General features: G+C 65.8%; 15 protein-coding genes. 8 read left to right on the top strand and 7 right to left on the bottom strand.

Going from position 1 to position 21,176, the window contains the following annotated elements:
* Positions 1 to 103: 103 nt before the first annotated feature.
* Positions 104 to 883: a methyl-accepting chemotaxis protein gene (locus K8374_RS26610; protein ID WP_411969664.1), complete on the bottom strand. Its 780-nt coding sequence runs from the start codon at positions 881 to 883 to the stop codon at positions 104 to 106.
* Between the two features lie 1,347 nt (positions 884 to 2,230).
* Entirely contained in the window at positions 2,231 to 3,604 is a 1,374-nt protein-coding gene (locus tag K8374_RS20895; RefSeq protein WP_224457034.1) for a diguanylate cyclase, read from the bottom strand.
* A gap of 245 nt (positions 3,605 to 3,849) precedes the next feature.
* On the opposite strand from K8374_RS20895, the gene K8374_RS20890 reads away from it, so the two are divergent.
* From K8374_RS20890 to K8374_RS20870, 5 genes are all read left to right on the top strand, one after another.
* Positions 3,850 to 4,917 (top strand): DUF2333 family protein, encoded by a 1,068-nt coding sequence (locus tag K8374_RS20890; protein WP_224457033.1) that lies wholly within the window; start codon positions 3,850 to 3,852, stop codon positions 4,915 to 4,917.
* 2 nt (positions 4,918 to 4,919) lie between these two features.
* Positions 4,920 to 5,456 (top strand): NUDIX hydrolase, encoded by a 537-nt coding sequence (locus K8374_RS20885; protein ID WP_224457032.1) that lies wholly within the window; start codon positions 4,920 to 4,922, stop codon positions 5,454 to 5,456.
* Positions 5,457 to 5,731: 275 nt separating this feature from the next.
* Entirely contained in the window at positions 5,732 to 6,103 is a 372-nt protein-coding gene (locus K8374_RS20880) for a translation initiation factor Sui1 (protein WP_084858749.1), read from the top strand.
* Between the two features lie 152 nt (positions 6,104 to 6,255).
* The gene (gene speA, locus K8374_RS20875) at positions 6,256 to 8,169 is read left to right on the top strand and encodes an arginine decarboxylase (RefSeq protein ID WP_224457031.1); all 1,914 of its coding nucleotides are present in this window, start codon (positions 6,256 to 6,258) and stop codon (positions 8,167 to 8,169) included.
* Between the two features lie 192 nt (positions 8,170 to 8,361).
* Positions 8,362 to 8,817: an REP-associated tyrosine transposase gene (locus tag K8374_RS20870; protein WP_224457030.1), complete on the top strand. Its 456-nt coding sequence runs from the start codon at positions 8,362 to 8,364 to the stop codon at positions 8,815 to 8,817.
* 52 nt (positions 8,818 to 8,869) lie between these two features.
* On the opposite strand, the gene K8374_RS20865 is transcribed toward K8374_RS20870, so the two are convergent.
* On the bottom strand, positions 8,870 to 10,207 hold the full coding sequence (locus tag K8374_RS20865) for an MATE family efflux transporter (protein ID WP_224457029.1): 1,338 nt from the start codon (positions 10,205 to 10,207) through the stop codon (positions 8,870 to 8,872).
* A 173-nt stretch (positions 10,208 to 10,380) separates the two neighbouring features.
* Here K8374_RS20865 and K8374_RS20860 point away from each other — a divergent pair, with 173 nt between their 5' ends.
* The gene (locus tag K8374_RS20860) at positions 10,381 to 15,282 is read left to right on the top strand and encodes an alpha-2-macroglobulin family protein (RefSeq protein WP_224457028.1); all 4,902 of its coding nucleotides are present in this window, start codon (positions 10,381 to 10,383) and stop codon (positions 15,280 to 15,282) included.
* Positions 15,283 to 15,403: 121 nt separating this feature from the next.
* Here K8374_RS20860 and K8374_RS20855 read toward each other — a convergent pair whose 3' ends face one another.
* Positions 15,404 to 15,697 carry a hypothetical protein gene (locus K8374_RS20855; protein WP_084858744.1) on the bottom strand — a complete coding sequence of 98 codons (294 nt, stop codon included), beginning with the start codon at positions 15,695 to 15,697 and terminating at the stop codon, positions 15,404 to 15,406.
* 83 nt (positions 15,698 to 15,780) lie between these two features.
* Here K8374_RS20855 and pbpC point away from each other — a divergent pair, with 83 nt between their 5' ends.
* A complete protein-coding gene (pbpC, locus tag K8374_RS20850; RefSeq protein WP_224459377.1) occupies positions 15,781 to 18,129 on the top strand; it encodes a peptidoglycan glycosyltransferase PbpC in 2,349 nt (782 codons plus the stop codon).
* Between the two features lie 113 nt (positions 18,130 to 18,242).
* On the top strand, positions 18,243 to 19,895 hold the full coding sequence (locus tag K8374_RS20845) for a ShlB/FhaC/HecB family hemolysin secretion/activation protein (RefSeq protein WP_224457027.1): 1,653 nt from the start codon (positions 18,243 to 18,245) through the stop codon (positions 19,893 to 19,895).
* On the opposite strand, the gene K8374_RS20840 is transcribed toward K8374_RS20845, so the two are convergent.
* The 3 genes from K8374_RS20840 to K8374_RS20830 all read right to left on the bottom strand — a co-directional run bounded on the left by K8374_RS20840 (position 19,883) and on the right by K8374_RS20830 (position 21,043).
* Positions 19,883 to 20,293, bottom strand: a complete 411-nt coding sequence (locus K8374_RS20840) for a hypothetical protein (RefSeq protein WP_224457026.1) — start codon at positions 20,291 to 20,293, stop codon at positions 19,883 to 19,885. The genes K8374_RS20845 and K8374_RS20840 overlap by 13 nt on opposite strands.
* A 101-nt stretch (positions 20,294 to 20,394) precedes the next feature.
* A complete protein-coding gene (locus K8374_RS20835; RefSeq protein WP_084858740.1) occupies positions 20,395 to 20,802 on the bottom strand; it encodes a response regulator in 408 nt (135 codons plus the stop codon).
* Between the two features lie 43 nt (positions 20,803 to 20,845).
* The gene (locus K8374_RS20830; protein WP_224457025.1) at positions 20,846 to 21,043 is read right to left on the bottom strand and encodes a Flp family type IVb pilin; all 198 of its coding nucleotides are present in this window, start codon (positions 21,041 to 21,043) and stop codon (positions 20,846 to 20,848) included.
* Positions 21,044 to 21,176: the final 133 nt, after the last annotated feature.

Here is a 21,176-nt window from a genome sequence, read left to right as displayed (position 1 = left end):
TGAAACGTGGGGGCATGATAGCGGAGTTGCCGCGGGTTGGGGCCGTAGTGCTCGACATCTTCATCGCCTGATAGACCGAGCGCCGCCCGCGCGGCGCTCGGTCTCACACCCTGAACGCCCGCACCGCCCGGTTCAGCTCCCCGCCCAGGCTCAGCAACTGCTCCCCTTGCGCCCGCCCTTCGCCGATGCGCTGCAGGTTGTCTTCGCCCAATGCATGAATTCGCTCGCTGTGATCGCGGATCTCGCTCACAGCGCCCGTCTGCTGCGCTGTCACATCGGCAATGCGCACGGCCGTATCGGCAATGGTGCGAATCGCCCCGACGATCTCATCCAGCGCGCCATCGGCCGCCTGGGCCTGGCTGGCCGTGGCCTCGGCGTGCTCGAGCTGGGCGCGCATGCCGCTCACCGACTCGCGGGCGGCTTGTTGCAGGCGGTCGATCAGCGCCTGGATTTCGCCGGTGGCGCCGGTGGTGCGCTGGGCCAGGGAGCGCACTTCGTCGGCGACCACGGCGAACCCCCGGCCCATCTCGCCGGCCCGTGCCGCCTCGATGGCGGCGTTTAGCGCCAGCAGGTTGGTTTGTTCGGCGATGGCGCGGATCACCGTGAGCACGCCACCGATGGTGGCCGATTCCTCGGCCAGTTGCTCGATCGCCTGGGCATTACCTTGCACCTCGTCCACCAATGCCCGTAGGCCGGACAGACTCTGGCCGATCACCGCCTGGCCCTGTTCCACCGCGCGGCCAGCGTCACGGCTGGCATCGGCGGCGGCGCTGGCGTCACCGGCCACCTGCTGGATGGTCGCCTCGAGCTCGCCAAGGGCGTCACGGATCTGCCCCGTGTCCCCGGCCTGGCGTTCGGCACCTTCGTGCAGGGCACTGCTCATGCTGGCCAGGGCATGGCTGCTGCCGGCCACCTGCTCGGCGTTGTGGCGCAGTGTGCCAACCAGCTCCACCAGGTACTGGCGCAGGCGGTTGAGCGAGGCCTGGATATCGTGCAGTTCGCGGTTGGTGCGGCCCAGGGCGACAGGCTGGGCGAAATCGCCATCGGCCCAGCGCGACAGGGCCGGCGCCAGGCCGGTCAGGGTACGTGTCAGGCGCCGCTGAAGCGTGTCGATGAGCAGGGCGATGAGCAGGATCAGGCCGATCATCAGGCCCTGGATCAGGCGCACTTCGCTGGCGATCTTGGCATGCAGGCCGCGCACTTCCGGTTCCAGCCCGGCGATGGCCTGCTGCACGGCGCCCAGGCGTTCGCCGGTGCTGGCGGCCAGGGCCGCGCGGCGCTCGATCTGCTCGCGGGTTCGTTGCAGCTCGGCCGGGTAGCGCGCCAGCAGGCTCTGCAGTTCGCGCTTGAGGCCTACCGCGACATCTTCCTGCTGGGCGCTGGTTTGGGTGTCCAGGCCCATCAGTGCGGCGAAATCGTCGGCGTTGGATTCGGTGGCACGGGTCACGCCGAGCAACGGTAGCCCATCGACTACCTGGGCCTGTGCCCGAATCAGCTGCAGCTCGCGCTCGACTTCCTCGGCAAGCTCCGCGCGGCCGCTGGCGACCAGCTTGTCACGGGCCAGCGACAGGCGCCCCAGGTGTACCGAAGCGTCCAGCAAGGGTGCCAGGTAGCGGGCAGCGTCCGGGCTGTCGCTGTTGCGGGCATACTCCGCCAGTTGCTCGAACTGGGCGCCCAGCTCGCGTTCAGCCTGCAACAGCAAGGCCTGCGGGTCGCCGGCCAGCTTGCCGGCGGCGAGCAGTTCGTTGGCGGTGAAGGCCTGCAGGTCGTCCAGGCTGGGGCGTAGCGTTTCGGCCAGGTTCGTCGGCCAGTCGGCCAGTGCCGCCTGCAGCCCTTGGGTCGCCTCGCTGGCTGCAGCGTGGCGCAGGGCGTCGCCGCTGGCCAGGTAGGCTTGGATGTTGCGCACCGCATCGTTCTGGAACTGCTGAGAAAGGCCCAGGTAGCGCTCCATCAGTTGATAGGGGCGCTCCAGGGCACGTTGCGACCACCACAGGGTCGCGCCCAGGGCGATGCAGACGGTTACCAGCAGCAGGGTGTTGAAATTGGTCAGCCACTTCAGGCGCATAGCCGTGAACTTCCAGCAATAGAGGTGGAACGGTAGGTGCCTGAAGTTATTGCGGATTTGTGACCGGGTGATGACTGAGGGCGAAAAAAGTGGCGTTTTGCCTTTATTGGCCGGATCGCGGGACAAGGCCGTTCCCCCAAGGGGGGGCACGCACCTCCACGAACCTCAGGGTTCGATGCGCACTACGCAATTGCGCCCGGCGTGCTTGGCCCGGTACAGCGCTTCGTCGGCGGCGCTGGCCATGGTCAGCGCATCGAGCCTGTCGTCCAGTTGCACCACCCCGGCGCTGAAGGTGCAACGCAGGTCATGGGGTTGGGCCGGGTAGAGGATCTCGGCGAAGCGTTGGCGAATCTCGTCGAGGACCTTGTGCGCGGCCTCAAGCGGTGTGTCGGGCATCACGATAGCGAATTCCTCGCCGCCATAGCGCCCGATGAAGTCGGTCTTGCGCAGGCGCTGCTTGAGGAACAGCGCCAGGCTCTTGATCACCCGGTCGCCCATGGGGTGGCCATGGCGGTCGTTGATCTTCTTGAAGTGGTCGATATCGAGCATGGCGAAGCTCAGCGGCTGCATTTCGCGGCGAGCGCGGAAGCTGCAGTCTTCAAGGAGCTGGAGGATATGGGTGTGGTTGTACAGCCCGGTGAGGCTGTCGCGCACCATGCGGGCCTTGAGATGGCGAGCGCGGGCGGCCCGGTTGCGCACCGTGGTGATCAGGTGTCGCGAGCGGATCGGTTTGGTCAGGAAGTCGTCGCCGCCCTCGCTCATGGCGTCCAGCTGCTTGTCCAGGTCATCTTCGGCAGAGAGATAGATGATCGGCACGCTGACGTAGCGGTCGTTGTGGCGGATCACCTTGGCCAGCTCGGTGCCAGTGCAGGCTGGCATGTACATATCCAGGATCACCAGGTCGGGCTGGAAGTCGGCCAGCTCGGCCATGGTGCGGATCGGGTCGGTGAGGGTGCGGGTGATCATGCCTGCGCCGTTGAGCAGGCGCTCGGTGAACATGGCCTGGGCGCGCGAGTCGTCGACGATCAGCACGCGCAGCGGGTCGTACTCGGTGGCGTTGGTCAACAGCTCGACTTTCTCCAGCAGACTCGAGGCATCCAGCGGGCCGGTGAGGAATTCCTGGCCGCCGGCGCGTACAGCAGCCAGGCGGGTGGGGGTGTCGGCCTCGAGGTGGCTGAAAAACAGCAGCGTAACCTGCGGTTCGCTGCCGAGCAGGGCCTGGGTCGCCAGGTTCAGGCCCTGGCCTTTGCCGGTGAAGTCGACGTCCATGACGATGGCGCACGGCAGGCGGTCGTTCATCGCGGTGCCAAAGGCCTCGGCGTTGGACAGGGCCTGTGCAGGCAGGCCGAAGAACTCCAGTTGCTGGGCCAGCCGCTCGGCGCGGTCATGGTCCTGGAGCAGGATGTACACCGGTTTGCGTAAGGGCGGCAGGGCCATGTGGTCGAGCGGGTCGCCCTTGCGCAGGCCGGTGCGCAGCAGGCGTTGCATCAGGCGGTGCTGCTGGAGGCGCTCATGGCTCGACTCGGCTGGCTGGGTCATGTCCTGGCTGCTTGTTGGAAGGGGATGCAAGGCGATGGTGGCTCTATGCTAGCACTGCTTCCCGGTGCCCGTGTGTCCTATATCAACAAAGTTCGTAAGGATGAATATTCAGTTGTCGACCCATTGGTCGCTTATGCGTAAGGCGGTGTCTGCTTTATAGTGCTGCCACGCGGGCTTGCCGTGGCACCCTGGCTGGGGCTGGTGGTCCAAGCCCCTGAACTGTCGAGACTGATAAGGACAACGCCATGCTGGACTGGAAAAACCGCGAGGCCAAAGCCGAGCCTCGCGAGCGTGTCGACGCCCGTGGTGCCGCCACCCGTAGCTACCTGGGCGGGCTGTGGAGCCGCGCTTTGGGTACCCTGATCGGCCTGTACCTGCTGGTGTGCATCGGCCTGGGGTGGTACTGGAGCCAGGAGCCGGACCTGTTCCCGGTGCAGCAGAGCGCCCAGGCTGCCGCCGAGCAGAGCGGCCAGCAGATGGTGGTCGGCTACACGACCATCGAGACCCTCAAGAGTGTCGCCAATACCCTGCTGACCAAGCCGGGTGGCTACATCTCCAACGACCGCTTCCCACCGGGGTTGTGGATGGACAACATGCCGAGCTGGGAATACGGCGTGCTGGTCCAGGTGCGCGACCTGTCCCGTGCCCTGCGCAAGGATTTCGCCCGCTCCCAGTCGCAGTCCACCGAGGACGCGGACCTGGCCAAGGCCGAGCCGCGCTTCAATTTCGACAACAAGAGCTGGATCCTGCCCTCGAGCGAGTCGGAGTTCGAGGAAGGCATCAAGTCCCTGACCCGTTACCAGAAGCGCCTGGCCGCCGGAGACCAGGGCGCGATCTTCTATACCCGCGCGGACAACCTGAACAACTGGCTGGGTGACGTGGCCACCCGCCTGGGCTCGCTTTCCCAGCGCCTTTCGGCCAGCGTGGGTCGGGTCAAGCTCAACAGCACCCTGAAGACCGAGTCGGTGGTCGCCGGCCAGGCGCCACAGGTGGACGAGGAGCTGGTGGAAACGCCGTGGCTGCAGATCGACAACGTGTTCTACGAGGCCCGTGGCCAGGCCTGGGCCTTGTCGCACCTGCTGCGCGCCATCGAGGTGGACTTCGCCGATGTGCTGGCGAAGAAGAACGCCACGGTCAGCGTGCGCCAGATCATCCGTGAGCTGGAGGCGTCCCAGGAAGCGCTGTGGAGCCCAATGGTGCTCAACGGCAGCGGCTTCGGCATGTGGGCCAACCACTCGCTGGTCATGGCCAACTACATTTCCCGCGCCAACGCCGCCGTCATCGACCTTCGCCAACTGCTCTCGCAGGGCTGACGGTGGCCATCAGCCCTGCGGAGGCCGCGCACCGCGCAGCCTCCGACCGCGAACGGGTGGCCTGGGTCGACGAGGCCGACCAGCTGCTTGGCGCGCTGCCCCGGGCCGAGCTGCGTGAACGCGGCCTGATCGGTCGCTGTACCTTCATCCTGTTGTTCAACGGTGCCGGTGAACTGTGCGTACACCGGCGCACGCTGAGCAAGGCCTTGTACCCGGGGTACTGGGACGTGGCCGCCGGCGGCATGGTGGCGGCGGGCGAGAGCTACGCCGAGTCGGCCGCCCGGGAGCTGGCCGAAGAACTCGGTATCGCGGGCGTCGAGTTGCGTTTCCACGAGCGGTTCTATTTCGACCAGCCGGACAACCGGTTGTGGTGCGCGGTGTATTCGGCGGTGTCCGATGGGCCGCTCAGGTTGCAGCCTGAAGAGGTGAGCGAGGCGCGGTTCATCGGCCTGGAGCAGATCGAGGTCGATCGTTGGCAATTGCCGTTCTGCCCCGATTCGCTGGCGGCCCTGGACCGCTACAAGGCCAGCTTGGCGTGAGCACCACAGGCCCGCGGAGCAGCATAGGCTGTGTAGGAGCGGCCTTGTGCCGCGAAAGGGCTGCAAGGCAGCCCCTTGCACGAGGGTCGCAAAAGTTTCGCAAAATGGCGCATTCCAGTACTTAGCAATCGCCTGATTTATCGTTACACTGCGCGCCCTTTTCGGGCTGTCGCAGGATCTGCGGCAGTAGCGCTGCCCCTGCCAGAGTGGGGCTTCGCGGTCGGCCCTGGCTCCAGGCGCCGACCAGTATTTTGTCCTCAGCAAGAGGAACAAAAGTGGCCAAGAAAGCTTCTTCCTTCGCCGCCCTTGGCGGTCTCGTTTACTCCACCGATGCCGGTCGGCATTGCCCGGACTGTGGCAAGCCGGTGGACGCCTGCATCTGCAAGCAACAGGTCATCCCCGAAGGTGATGGTATCGCCCGCGTGCGCCGCGAAAGCAAAGGCCGTGGCGGCAAGACCGTGACCACCATCAGTGGCGTCCCGCTGCCCCTCGACCAGCTCAAGGAGCTGGCCAGCACCCTCAAGCGCCGTTGTGGCACCGGGGGCGCGCTGAAGGATGGGGTCATCGAGATCCAGGGCGACCATGTCGAGCTGCTGCTCGGCGAGTTGACCAGGCAGGGTTTCAAGGCGAAGAAATCCGGCGGTTGATCCGGCTCGCGCGATTTTTTGCCCAGTGCTTTCTAAACTCGTTCTCGTGGCAGGGGTCTACCCTGGGCACGGACGAATCGTCATTTTCGATTTCTACACTGCCTGCGCGCCCATGTGGGGCAGTGTCTTCGACTTATCTACAGGGGACTTGAATGTCCGTACGACGCACACGCAAAGACGATGGCAGCCAATGGACCGTGGCCGACAGCCGCAGTGTTTATGGTATCCGCCATTGGGGCGCTGGTTATTTCGCCATCAATGAGGCCGGGCGCGTCGAAGTGCGCCCCAACGGCCCAGGGAGCGCACCGATCGACTTGTACGAGCAGGTCGACGAACTGCGCCAGAGCGGCTTGTCGCTGCCGCTGCTGGTGCGTTTCCCCGACATCCTGCAGGACCGTGTGCGCCAGCTGACCGGCGCGTTCGATGCCAACTTCGCGCGCCTGGAGTACCAGAGCAAGTACACCGCCCTGTACCCGATCAAGGTCAACCAGCAGGAAGCGGTGGTGGAGAACATCATCGCCACCCAGAACGTCTCCATTGGCCTGGAGGCAGGCTCCAAGCCCGAGCTGCTGGCGGTGCTGGCGCTGGCGCCCAAGGGTGGCACCATCGTCTGCAACGGCTACAAGGACCGCGAGTTCATCCGCCTGGCGCTGATGGGCCAGAAGCTTGGCCATAACGTGTTCATCGTCATCGAGAAGGAGTCCGAGGTCGCCCTGGTGATCGAGGAGGCCGCAGAGCTCAAGGTCAAGCCGCAGGTCGGCCTGCGCGTGCGCCTGTCGTCGCTGGCCTCGAGCAAGTGGGCCGATACCGGTGGCGAGAAGTCCAAGTTCGGCTTGTCCGCCGCCCAGCTGATCTCGGTGGTGCAACGCTTCCGCGATGCCGGCCTGGACCAGGGCATCCGCCTGTTGCACTTCCACATGGGCTCGCAGATCGCCAACCTGGCTGACTACCAGCATGGCTTCAAAGAAGCCATCCGCTACTACGGCGAACTGCGCGCCCTGGGCCTGCCGGTCGATCACATCGACGTCGGCGGTGGCCTGGGCGTGGACTACGACGGTACCCACTCGCGCAATGCCAGCTCCATCAACTACGACATGGACGACTATGCCGGCGTGGTGGTGGGCATGCTCAAGGAGTTCTGCGACGCCCAAGGCCTGCCGCACCCGCATATCTTCTCCGAGAGCGGCCGCTCGCTGACCGCGCACCACGCCATGCTGGTGATTCAGGTGACCGACGTCGAGAAGCACAACGACGACGTGCCGACCATCGAAGATAAGCAAGCGCTGCCCGAAACCGTGCAGTGGCTGGCCGACCTGCTCGGCCCGACCGACATCGAAATGGTCACCGAGACCTACTGGCGCGCCACCCACTACATGGGGGACGTGGCCGCGCAGTATGCCGATGGCAAGATCAGCCTGGCCGAGAAGGCCCTGGCCGAACAGTGCTACTTCGCCGTGTGCCGCCGCCTGCACAACTCGCTCAAGGCCCGCCAGCGCTCGCACCGTCAGGTGCTGGACGAGCTCAATGACAAGCTGGCCGACAAGTACATCTGCAACTTCTCGGTGTTCCAGAGCCTGCCGGACACCTGGGCCATCGGCCAGGTGCTGCCGATCATCCCGTTGCACCGCCTGGACGAGGAGCCGATGCGCCGCGCCGTGCTGCAGGACCTGACCTGCGACTCCGACGGCAAGATCAATCAGTACGTCGACGAGCAGAGCATCGAGACCAGCATGCCGGTGCACGCGGTCAAGGAAGGCGAGGACTACCTGCTGGGCGTATTCCTGGTCGGTGCCTACCAGGAAATCCTGGGCGACATGCACAACCTGTTTGGCGATACCGATTCGGTGAACATCTACCAGAACGCCGATGGTAGCGTGTACCACGCCGGCATCGAGACCCACGACACCATCGAGGACATGCTGCGCTATGTGCACCTGTCGCCGGAGGAGTTGATGACGCACTACCGCGACAAGGTCGCCAGCGCCCGCATCACGGCGCGTGAGCGTACCCAGTTCCTGGATGCGTTGCGCCTGGGACTGACCCGCTCGTCGTACCTCTCGTCGTAAACCTGGGGCCGCGTCGCGGCCCTTTCGCGGCACAAGGCCGCTCCTACAGGGGATGCTTGATCCTTTGTAGGAGCGGCCTTGTGCCGCGAAATGAGGGCGCAGCCCTCACAAACGCACAACCGGAAACATTTTACCTGCCGGCACTCCGGTTCAAGCGCCTACCTTTGAATGCAATGTTCAAGGGAGCAAGACATGGACGGTCAAGGCAACCACCGCCTACGCAGGGGGCGTTTTTCCGAGGCTGGTCGCCTCTACCTGCTGACAACCGCTACCCGCAACCGCGCACCGCTGTTCAGCGAGCTGCGTTTGGCCAGGGCAGTCGTCAGGCAACTTCGTTTGAGTGAGCAGCAAGGCGCTTGTCGATCTCTGGCATGGGTACTGATGCCTGATCACCTGCATTGGCTGGTCGAGCTGGGCCGAGGTAGTTTGAGCGACCTGATGCGTGCGTTCAAATCCCGAAGCAGTTGTGCGCTCTATCGGGTGGGGGCAGATCGCCAGCGTATCTGGCAGTCTGGTTTTCATGACAGGGCATTGCGCAGGGGTGAGGATGTCAAGGCCACTGCGCGTTACATCATCGCCAACCCCATTCGCGCGGGTTTGGTGAAGCGGGCTGGCGAGTATCCCCATTGGGATTGTGTCTGGCTGTGACCTGGCAGGTGAGGGCTGCGCCCTCATTTCGCGGCGCAAAGCGGCCACAACTTCACCGAACCCACTGCCCCTTCGAGTGCAACCGCCAGCCCACCCACCCCAGCGTCACCGCTCGCAACCCCATGAAGCCCAGGAACGCCAACCACAATCCATGGTTGCCGAGCCCACTCATGAGCAGCGCCAAGGGCAGCGCGATCGCCACCGACAGCAACATCGCATTGCGCATCTCCCGTGCCCGTGTCGCACCGATGAACAGCCCGTCGAGCAGGTAGCTCCACACCGCCACCAACGGCAGCACCGCCAGGTACGGCAGATACGGATACGCTGCCTCGCGCACGCTGGCGATATCGGTCTGCAGGTCGATGAACAGGTGGCCCCCCAGCAGGAACGCCACGGCAAAGCCCAGGCTGACGATGAGCGACCACCCGCATGCCACCACCAGCGAGCGGCGTAAGGTCTGGGGGTCTCGGGCGCCGATGGCGTGGCCGCACAGGGCTTCGACTGCATGGGCCAGGCCATCCAGAGCGTACGCGGTAAGCATCAGGCCATTGAGCAGCAGGGCGTTGGCTGCCACCGTGGCCTCGCCCAGGCGTGCGCCTTGCAGAGTCACCAGTAGGAACACCAGTTGCAGCGCCAGGCTGCGCAGGAAGATGTCGCGGTTGACCGCCAACAGCGGTCGCCAGGACTTCCAATGGCTGAGCGCGGCCCAGGCGATGTGCCCCGGGTAGGCACGCAGGGCTGGACGGGTCAGGGCCAGGCCGAGCAGGGCGGCACTCCACTCGGCGATCACCGAGGCCCGTGCCGAGCCCAGCACGCCCCAGTCCAAGCCGAGCACGAACCACAGGTTGAGGACGATGTTCAGCACGTTGGTCGTCAGCAGGATCGCCATTGGCGCCCGGGCGTTCTGGGTGCCCAGGAACCAGCCGACCAGGGCGTAGCTGGCCAGCGCTGCCGGCAGGCCTAGCAGGCGGGTATGGAAGAAATCCTCGGTGGACTGGTGCAGTGCCGCACTCGGTTGCATTGCCTGTAACGCCAGCTGGCTGAAAGGCATCGCCAGCAGAGCGATCAGCAATGCGAAGGCCAGGGCCAGTAACAAGCCCTGCACCAGCACCTGGCGTAACGCCGCGCCATCAGCGCGCCCGGCGGCCTGGGCGGCGAAACCGGTGGAGCCCATGCGCAGGAACCCCATCAGCCCGACCATGAAGGTGAACAAGGTCGCCCCCACCGCCACGGCGCCCAGTTGATGGGCATGGGGCAGGTGGCCGATCACGGTGCTGTCGACAAGGGCCACCAGCGGTACCGAAATGTTGGACAGGATCATCGGCGCGGCCAGTGCCCAGACCTTGCGGTGGGTGCGGCGATCGTGCCAGTCGGTGGTCAATTGCAACATGCGGGCTCCGGGGTCAATGCGCGGCGGTGCGGCGGTCCCACAGGAACCCCGCCAGCTGGCCTGGCATTCTAGCGGCCAGCGTGAACGAGGTCTCACTTGGCAGCAGGTAGCCCGCCCGCCATTGCGCTATAGTTGCGCCCTTATCGATACGCTGCCTGAGAGTTCCCACTCCCATGTTCAACAAAGGATTGTTGCTGGCCTGCGCGCTGGCTTTGCTCAGTGCCTGTGATTCCTCCTCCAAGGATGCCCCGGCACCGGCCCAGAAGCCCGCCGCGAGCGCACCGGCCGAAACCCCGGCACCCAAGCGCGAAGACCCCGCCGTGCTGGCCAAGCGCTACGCCGACCGCGAACTGAGCGTGCTGGATGTCTCGGAAGTCCAGCTCGACGGCGCCGCCGCCTTGTCGATCAGCTTCTCCGCGCCGCTGGATGCCGAGCAGGACTTTGCCGCCAAGGTGCACCTGGTCGACACGGTAAAAGGCAAGCTCGAGGGTGCCTGGGAGCTCTCCGACAACCAGATGGAGCTGCGCCTGCGTCACCTGGAGCCGCAGCGCAAGCTGGTGCTGACCGTCGACAAGGGCTTGTTGGCGGTCAATGGCAAGCGCCTGGAGGCCGAGTCGGTCAGCCGCCTGGAAACCCGCGACATGCAGCCGACCGTGGGCTTCGCCAGCCGCGGCTCGCTGTTGCCTACCCGCCTGGCCGAAGGCCTGCCGGTGATCGCCCTTAACGTCGACAAGGTCGATGTGGAGTTCTTCCGCATCAAGCCGGACATGCTTTCCAGCTTCCTGGTCAACTGGGGCCGCAACAGCAGCCTGTACTACTACCAGTCCAAGGAAACCCTGGACATGGCCGAGCTGGTCTACAGCGGCCGCTTCGACTTGAACCCGGCGCGCAATACCCGCGAGACCGTGCTGCTGCCGATCGCCGGGATCAAGCCGCTGCAGGAGGCGGGCGTGTACCTGGCGGTGATGCGCGCCTCGGGTACCTACGACTATTCGCAACCGGCAACCCTGTTCACCCTCAGCGACATCGGCGTTTCCGCCCACCGCTACCGCGATCGGGTGGATGTGTTCGCCCAGGCCCTGGAAGGCGGCAAGGCGCTCAAGGGTGTCAACCTCGCGCTGCACGACGACAAGGGCAAGCTGCTGGCCCAGGCCGAAACCGACGGTCAGGGCCATGCGCAGCTGCCGATCACCGCCAAGGCCGATACCCTGATCGCCACCCAGGGCGTGAACACCACCTTGCTGCGCCTGAACACTGCCGCCCTGGACCTGGCCGAGTTCGACATCACCGGCCCCCAGGCCAACCCGTTGCAGTTCTTCATCTTCGGCCCGCGCGATTTGTATCGCCCGGGTGAGACGGTGCTGCTCAACGGCCTGTTGCGCGACCAGGACGGCAAGCCGGTCAAGGCCCAGCCGGTGACTGTAGAAGTGCGCCGACCAGATGAACAGGTCAGCCGCAAGTTCGTTTGGGAGGCCGACCGCAACGGCTTGTTCCAGTACCAGCTGCAACTGGCGAGCGAGGCTCCGACCGGTCGCTGGCAACTGCTGCTCGACCTGGGCGGCGGGCGCAAGCAGGTCTATGAATTCCTGGTCGAGGATTTCCTCCCCGAGCGCCTGGCCCTGGAGCTCAAGGGCAGCAACACGCCGCTCTCGCCCGAGCAAACCGCGCATATCAAGGTCAATGGTCGCTACCTCTATGGCGCCCCGGCCGCCGGCAACCGCCTCAGTGGCCAGGCCTACCTGCGCCCGCTGCGCGAAGCGGTGCCGGCGTTGCCGGGCTATCAGTTCGGCTCGGTCACCGAGAGCGAACTCAGCCAGGACCTGGAGTTGGACGAGGTCACCCTGGACGACGCCGGCAAGGCCACCCTGGACATCGAGAGCCGCTGGGCCGAGGCCCGCTCGCCGCTGCAGCTGACCGTGCAGGCCAGTTTGCAGGAGTCCGGTGGCCGGCCGATCACCCGACGCCTGGAACAACCGATCTGGCCTGCCGAACGCCTGCCTGGGCTGCGTGGCCTGTTCGAGGGCGAGGAAACCGACAGCGACGGCCCGGTGACATTCGAGGTGCTGGTGGCCGACCGCGAAGGCCGCAAGCTGGCCGCCGACGACCTCAAGGTGCGCCTGGTACGTGAGCGTCGCGACTATTACTGGAACTACTCCGAGAGCGATGGCTGGAGCTACAACTACAACGAGAAGTTCCTTACCCAGAGCGAGGAAACGGTCAGCGTCCAGGCCGGCGGCACGGCCAAGCTGAATTTCCAGGTGGAATGGGGCCCGTATCGCGTCGAGGTGGAAGACCCGCAGACGGGGCTCGTGTCCAGCGCGCGCTTCTGGGCCGGCTACCGCGCCCAGGACAATGCCGAGGGCGGCGCGGTGCGCCCGGACCAGGTCAAGCTGGCGCTGGACAAACCGGCTTACGCCGACGGCGACACGGCCAAGGTCACGGTCACTCCGCCCGCCGCCGGCAGTGGCTACCTGATGATCGAGTCCAGCGATGGGCCGTTGTGGTGGCAGGAGATCGACGTGCCTGCCGAGGGCAAGACCTTCGATGTGCAGCTGGACGAGCAATGGGCGCGCCATGACCTGTACATCAGCGCCCTGGTGATCCGCCCCGGCGAGCGCAAGGCCAATGCCACGCCCAAGCGTGCCGTGGGTGTGCTGCACCTGCCGCTGGACCGTGCCGAGCGCAAGCTCGCGGTCACCCTGCAGGCGCCGGAGAAGATGCGGCCCAAGCAGCCATTGACCGTGAAGTTCAAGGCCGCCAACGCCGACGGCAGCGTGCCGAAGCAGGTGCATGTGCTGCTGTCGGCAGTGGACGTGGGTATCCTCAACATCACCGACTTCAAGACCCCGGACCCCTATGCCAGCCTGTTCGGCCGCAAGGCCTACGGCGCCGACCAGCTGGATATCTACGGCCAGCTGATCGAGGCTGGCCAGGGCCGTCTGGCCAGCCTGGCCTTCGGGGGCGACGCGGCCATGGCCAAGGGTGGCAAGCGCCCCAACACCACGGTGACCATCGTTGCCCAGCAAAGCCTGCCGGTGACCTTGAACGAGCAGGGCGAGGGTGAAGCGAGCGTCGACATCCCCGACTTCAACGGGGAGCTGCGCCTGATGGCCCAAGCCTGGACCGACGAGCATTTCGGCATGGCCGAAGGCAAGACCGTGGTCGCCGCGCCGTTGATCGCCGAGCTCTCGGCTCCGCGTTTCCTGGCCGGTGGCGACCGCACCAGCCTGGCACTTGACCTGGCCAACCTGTCCGGCCGTACCCAGCAACTGAACGTGCAGGTCAGCGCCTCCGGCCAATTGGGCCTGGCCGGTGAGGGGCTGCAGAGCGTCAACTTGGCCGAGGGCCAGCGCAAGACGCTGATGATTCCCGTACAGGCCCAGGGCGGCCTTGGCCAGGGCAAGGTAGTGGTGCGGGTCGACGGCCTGCAGTTGCCGGGTGAACCGAACAATGCCTTCGCGCGTGAGTGGACCCTGGGCGTACGCCCCGCCTACCCGGCAATGCTCAAGCACTACCGGGTCGCCTTGAAGGACCAGCCCTGGACCCTGCCGGAAAGCGAGCTGGCCGAGTTCGAGCCCGCAGGCCTGGAGGCCAGCCTGGTGCTCTCGAGCCGGCCACCGCTGAACCTGGCCGAGCAGATCCGTGCGCTCGAAGCCTACCCGTATGGCTGCCTGGAGCAGACCACCAGCGGCCTGTACCCGTCGCTCTATGCCGATGCCGACAGCCTCAAGCGCCTGGGCATCAAGGGCGAGCCGGCCGAGGTGCGCAAGCGCAAGATCGAGATGGGTATCGAACACCTGCTGGGCATGCAGCGCTACAACGGCAGCTTCGGCCTGTGGAGTTCGGACAGCGAAGAGGAATACTGGCTCACCGCCTATGTCACCGACTTCCTGCTGCGGGCTCGTGAACAAGGCTTCGGTGTGCCCGCCGAGGCGTTGAAGAAGGCCAATGAACGCTTGCTGCGCTACCTGCAGGAACGCAACCTGATCGAGGTGGACTACAGCCAGAACGCCGACCACACCCGTTTCGCCGTGCAGGCCTACGCGGGCCTGGTACTGTCGCGTAACCAGCAAGCACCATTGGGCGCGCTGCGCAGCCTGTTCGAGCGTCGCAGCGACGCCCGCTCCGGCCTGCCGCTGGTGCAACTGGCGGTGGCACTGGACAAGATGGGCGACAAGCCGCGTGCCCAGCAGGCCCTGCAAGCCGGCCTGGCCATCGACCGTGGCGACGGCTGGCTGGCCGACTATGGCAGCGAGCTGCGTGATCAGGCGCTGATCCTGGCATTGCTGCAGGAGAACACGCTGGCCAGCAACCAGGTCGACCAGCGCCTGTTCGCCCTCTCGGATGAGTTGGCGGCCAACCGCTGGTTGTCGACCCAGGAGCGCAATGCCCTGTTCCTGGCGGGCCGTGGCTTGCTGGGCAAGCCAGAAGGCCAATGGCAAGCGCGCCTGGACAGCGCCGGCGAAGTCCGCCAGTTCAGCAATGCCGAGGCGGGCATGACGCTTACCGGGCCGCTGTTGAGGTCGCCGCTGACCGTGCAGAACCAAGGCAGCGAGACGCTCTACCAACAACTGACGCTCTCCGGTTACCCGCGCCAGGCACCGCCGGCCGGGGGCAACGGTATGCAGGTGCGCCGTGAGTACCTGGGCATGAACGGCCAACCGCTGGATCTGCGCAACCTGCGCAGCGGCGATCTGGTGCTGGTGCACCTGGCGCTGAAGGCCGATACCCAGGTGCCCGATGCCCTGGTGGTGGACTTGTTGCCGGCAGGCCTCGAGCTGGAGAACCAGAACCTGGCCCAGAGTGCGGCCAGCCTGGAGAACGCCAGCAGTGCCGTGAAGGAATGGCGAGAGTCGATGCAGAACGCCAACCTGGTGCACCAGGAGTTCCGCGATGACCGGTACGTGGCGGCGCTCAAGCTCGACGGCTATGGCACCCAGCACCTGCTGTACCTGGCCCGTGCGGTGACGCCAGGCACCTATCGCGTGCCGCCGCCGCAGGTGGAGTCGATGTACCGGCCGAACCTGCAGGCGGTTGGAGAAGGGCAGGGAGAAATGGTGGTGCGCGGCAGATAAAGTTGCGCTTCCCCCTGTAGGAGCGGGCTTGCCCCGCGATTGCGCCAGGTCGGCAAACGCACTCGACCTGGCTGACGCAATCGCGGGGCGACCCGCTCCTACAGGGGAATGTGCAAAGGCTTCAGTGAATCACCCAGCTCAACACCCACAACCCCAGCAGCAACCAGACGATCCCGAGGATGACCGAGGCGCGCATGAAGGCGCGGATCGCCGAGTAGAGCAGCATCAGGCCGACCACCAGGGCCAGGATGCTGACCAGCGAGGTGTCCATGCCCAGGGTGCGTGCCAGACCATCGATGAAATTGCCCCCGGCATTGGCCAACAGGTTGAACAGGCCACTCAATGCGTCGACGATGAAGCGGATCAACGAACCCAGTGCCTGGCCCAGCCACTCGAAAAAACCTTCTACATGCATAGTTGCTTCCTGATGATCGAATCGGCATGGGTGCCGTTCCCTAGCCTTTGGCCATTACCTGGCCAAGTCGGTTCCCGGTGTCCATGTTAGCCTGCCTGCCTACGCGTACCGCAAGGGCCCTGCGGGCTGTCGGCATTGTCTGCCTGCTGGTGGTGGGGGCGTTGTGGCTGGCCGACCGACTGTGGCCACTGCCCATGCCGGACGATGACCTGGCGCGGGTGGTGCTGGCCGAGGATGGCACGCCCCTGTGGCGCTTCGCCGATGCCGACGGTGTGTGGCGTTACCCGATCAGCCCTGACGAGGTCTCGCCGCTGTACCTGGAGGCGCTGCTCACCTACGAGGACCGCTGGTTCTACCGCCATCCCGGTGTCAACCCGCTGGCCCTGGCGCGGGCCGCGTGGTTGAACCTGCAGGGTGGGCGGGTGGTATCGGGGGGCAGCACCCTATCGATGCAGGTCGCGCGGTTGCTCGATCCACACGCGCGCACCGTACCGGGCAAGTTGCGCCAGCTGTGGCGCACCGCGCAGCTGGAATGGCACCTGTCCAAGCGCGAGATCCTCCAGCTCTACCTCAACCGTGCGCCGTTCGGCGGCACCCTGCAAGGCGTGGCGGCTGCCAGCTGGGCCTACCTTGGCAAGTCACCCAGGCACCTCACACCGGCCGAGGCGGCGCTGCTCGCGGTGCTGCCCCAGGCGCCCAGCCGCCTGCGTCCCGACCGACACCCCGAACGCGCCCAGCGGGCACGCGACAAGGTGCTGCAGCGCCTGGCCGACTACCAGGCCTGGCCGGCGCAGCCCATCCAGGAGGCACGAGAGGAGCCCTTGCTGCTGGCACCGCGTCAGGAGCCCGCGCTGGCGCCATTGCTCGCCCGTCGTCTGAACCGCGCCGATAGCCCGCCGCTCATTCGCACGACCCTCGACGCCTCACTGCAGCGGCGCCTGGAAGACCTGTTGCTGGGCTGGCGTGCGCGCCTGCCGGAACGCACCTCGGCAGCGGTGCTGGTGGTGGAGGCGCAAACCATGGCGGTGCGCGCCTACCTGGGCTCGATCGACCTGGGCGATGCGCGTCGCTTCGGCCATGTCGACATGGTCCATGCCCTGCGCTCGCCAGGCTCTACCCTCAAGCCGTTCCTCTACGCCATGGCCATGGACGATGGCCTGATCCACTCCGAGTCGCTGCTGCAGGATGTCCCGCGCCGTTATGGCGACTATCGTCCCGGTAACTTCTCCATGGGCTTCAGCGGCCCGGTCTCGGCCAGCGCTGCCCTGGCCTTGTCGCTGAACCTGCCGGCGGTCCAGTTGCTGGAAGCCTACGGGCCGAAACGTTTCGCCGCGCAGATGCGCATGGGCGGCATGCCGCTGGTGCTGCCGCCGCTTGCCGAGCCGAACCTGTCGTTGATCCTGGGCGGGGCCGGCAGCCGCCTCGAGGACCTGGTCGGCGGCTACGCAGCGTTCGCCCGTGACGGCAAGAGTGCGCGGATCCGCCTGCAACCGACAGACCCGCTGGTAGAGCGCAGGCTGCTGTCGCCCGGGGCTGCCTGGATCGTGCGGCGTATCCTCAGCGGCCAGGCCCGCCCGGACCGCGACCCCCATGCCGAGCTGGTGCAGCGCCCGCAACTGGCCTGGAAGACCGGCACCAGCTATGGCTTTCGCGATGCCTGGTCGGTGGGCGTCGGGCCACGCTACCTGATCGGCGTGTGGATCGGACGCCCGGATGGTACGCCTGTGCCGGGGCAGTTCGGCCTGGCCTCGGCGGCGCCTTTGATGCTGCAGGTGCATGACCTGTTGAGCAACCGCGACAGCCAGCGAGGCATCAGCGCCCCGGCAGTGCGTGTACCGCAGAGCGTCGGCGTGGCCGCGATCTGCTGGCCCTTGGGCCAACCCATGAGTCGCCAGGACCCCAACTGCCGGCGGCAGCGCTTCGCCTGGACCTTGGACGGCACCACGCCGCCGACGCTGCAGGCTGCCGACCAACCGCTGGGGCTAGGCCTGCGCGAGGCCATCTGGGTCAATGACCGCGGCCTGCGCGTGGACGCCGGCTGCCCTGGTGCCAAGGCCAGGGAGGTGGCGCTGTGGCCTGCGCCATTAGAGCCGTGGCTGCCACGGGCCGAGCGGCGTGCCGCGCGCCTGCCTGCGGTGGAAGGTAGCTGCCCGCCGCAGAGTCCGGCCAGTGCGCCACCATTGTCGATCGTTGGCGTGCGCCCCGGTGACCACCTGCGCCGCCCGGCCACCAGCCGCGAGCCATTGCAGTTGCCTGTGTCGGCGCTGGGCGGGGGCGGGCAGCGCTGGTGGTTCCTCAATGGCCGGCCTGTGGGTGAAACCCGTGGGCAGGAGAGCTTGCTGGTGCGCTTCGAGCAGGCCGGGCGCATCGAGCTCAGCGCCCTGGACGAAAGTGGCGAGACGGCGCGGGTGGAGTTTCAGGTCAGTGAATGATTGGAACGCCCTGGGGGCCGCAAAGCTGTTCGACGATCGACGTACTGGCACCTAAGCTTGACCCTGAGGGCGGTGTCGACGCGCCCCGTCTTCGGCGGATCATGGAGCGTCCCATGCGTTCTCTGGCCATCACCCTGCTGATGCTGTCCTTCGCCTGCCATGCCGGCCCCCTGCCGCCCGCCCTCGACAGCAACGAAACTGCACGCCGGCTGCCCACGCCAAACCTGCCTTTGGACGCCTACCGCCCCGCCAGCTACGCCGTGCCCCTGCCGGCCCCGTCTATTCCGACGCATGACGCCATGCCTATGGACACGCCGATCCCCGTGCACAAGGTGCGCTTCGAAGGCGGCACGGTCTACCTGCTGAGCGAGCTGCGCGAGCACTACCAGCCGCTGCTGGGGCACGTGGTGACCTTGGCGCAGCTGACGGCGGTGACCGAACGCCTGACCCAACGTTACCAGCGGGATGGCTATATCCTCTCCCGCGCCTACCTGCCAGCGCAGGACTTCGCCGACGGACGTGTGCAGGTGGTGCTGGTGGAAGGCTACATCAGTGGCTATCGGCTCGAGGGTGAGATCGGTGCGGCGGCAGCGTACGTGGAGCGCTTGCTGGGCAAGCTCATGGCCGAGCGCCCGCTGACGCGCGCCTCCTTCGAGCGCTACATCGGCCTGATCGATCGCATACCGGGTGTGAGCGCCCAGGTCGAGTGGCTACCCGGCACAGGCCGTGAGGGCGCCATGCCGTTGTGGGTGCGCGTATCACGCAAAGCGTTCGACGCTACCCTGACCCTGAACGATGGCAGCCGTGACGCTGCCCAGGTGGCGATGGGCATCACCAGCAACGCTCAGACCCGCTTCGCCGAGCAATGGGCGGCCCGCGTGCTATGGCCTCCGGGCGATGACAAGGCGCATTTCTACGCGCTCGACTACAGCCAGTACCTGGATGACGAAGGCAGCCGGCTGCTGCTTTCTGCCTCGCGCTACCGCAGCCAGCCGCGCACCTACGTGCGCCTGGACCATGGCGCTGACCTGCGCCAGCGCTGGGAGAGCGAACGTTTCGACGTCGGCATCAGCCAGGCGCTTATCGCCAGGCCCGGCGAGTGGCTCGATGTGGTCGGGCGTTTCTATACGGCGGCCGACCATGTCCGCGACCAGGCACGAGAGGGGAAGCGCGATACCTATATCCGCGCGGTTTCGTTCGAAGGGGACTGGCGCACCCTCGAAGCCGAGCGGCTGCGTATCGTCAGTGCTGGTGTGTACCAAGGCCTGGACTACTTCGGTGCCCGCAGCGACAGCAACCGCGACGTGGACTTCCTGCGCCTGCGCCTGTCGGCCTTACAGAGCGATCGATTGTTCGGTGAGTGGCAGGGCGTGGCGTCGACAGCGCTCTACTGGAGCGGCAACGACTTGCCCGACAGCGAGCGTGTGCTGTTCGGCGGCCAGCATTTCGGCCGGGGATACCCGGCTGACCAGGTGTCGGGCGACAAGGGCTGGGGGCTGGCGTACGAGATGAACTACAGCGTCCATGCAAGCAGCGCCTGGGCACGCGTGGTGCAACCGTACCTGGTATTCGATACCGCCCGGACCTGGACCAATGGCCTCGATGTGCAGGATGCACGCATGGCGTCCATGGCCATGGGCGTGCGCCTGGGGGATGGGCGTGGCGCCAGTCTCGCCCTGGAGTTCGCCAAGCCGCTTGCGGATGTTGCGCTGGACAGCCGTGAGCGCAAGGCGCGCTTTACCGTGAGCCTCGACTACGCGCTATGAGCCGTCGTTCGGTCTGCAAGCTTGCTTTCACTGACGGACGCCACCTCACTTCTGCCACGCTCCACTTGCACTGAGCTGCGCAACGCATGTTGTCGCTCGTCGGCCCCGAGCACCTGTTCAGGCCCTTGCGCGGAAAAATGCCCGCTGCCGCATTCGCGCGCCTGGATTTCGTTGCCGTTGAAAGAGGAGAAGAGGCAGACATCGCCTGGCAGCGGGCCATTGCTGGCCTTGGTAGGGTTGCCTTTCGAGGCCGAGACGCCTTGTGGACGAGCGCCCGTATCCTTGCTTGCCTGCCCATGCTCGACGGCCACGGCCAGGTCGTCGGCGACCGAGACGGTGGTGAACAGGTAGGGGAAGGCAGTGATCAGCGAAATGCCGAGATAGCCCATGTGTTTCATCGTATGTTTCCTTTGCTTGGAACAGGAGCAATGGAGCGTACGAGGGCACGAGCAGAGGGGTAACTCCTACATGTCTCAGGGCGGTGCAGGTGTGCCGGGCTTCAGCCCGCCACCAGCATCCGTGGCTTTGGGAACAGGTTGTCCAGGGTTTCCAGCAAGCGCGCGTGGTAGATCGGCTTGCGGAACAGGTCGAGCACCTGCAGGCGCAGCAGGTCGCTGATATCGTCCATGTCGGCGTGCCCGGACATGACGATCACCGGCAGGTGTTGCCGGGCGGTGTGGTCGCGCAGGCGCTTGATCAGGCTGATGCCGCTTTCCTCGGGCATGCGCAGGTCGGTGATGACCAGCGCCATGTCTGGGTGGCGGGTGAGCTGGAGCAGGGCGCCCTTGACCGAGGTGGCGGTATGGCAGATGAAGCCTTCGTTTTCCAGCAGTTCGGCGAGTTCGAGCAGCGCCTCTTCCTCGTCGTCCACCAGGAGGATCTGTTGACGCAAGGAAGAGGTTGGCATGGTGGCTTCCTTCTTTATAGAGGAGAACACAAGCATGGATTAATTAGCCGTCAGTCGGAGACGTAGTCGTAATGCCCTCTTTAATGGCGTTCATGATGTTATCGACTTGGGTAGAAATCTCTGTAGTGAAACTCGCCAGCACCACCGCGACCATCGCCGCGATCAGCGCATATTCGATACCGGACGCTCCATCCTTGCGTTGCAGGAAGACTTTGCAGTGGACAAACAGTTTCAGCAGCATGGCACAACTCCTTGCGCGATCAGGCGCCGATAATGGGGTCGCCTAGGTGATACCCCTTTGCCATCACAGAATTGTCAAGCCTGGGGAACTTGCAAATGTAAGAAGGTATTAATCCAAAAGTATGGGTATCGAA

The organism is Pseudomonas sp. p1(2021b), from assembly GCF_020151015.1.
In the GTDB taxonomy this organism is placed as follows: domain Bacteria; phylum Pseudomonadota; class Gammaproteobacteria; order Pseudomonadales; family Pseudomonadaceae; genus Aquipseudomonas; species Aquipseudomonas putida_K.
This window is presented reverse-complemented; position numbering and strand designations above follow the sequence as displayed.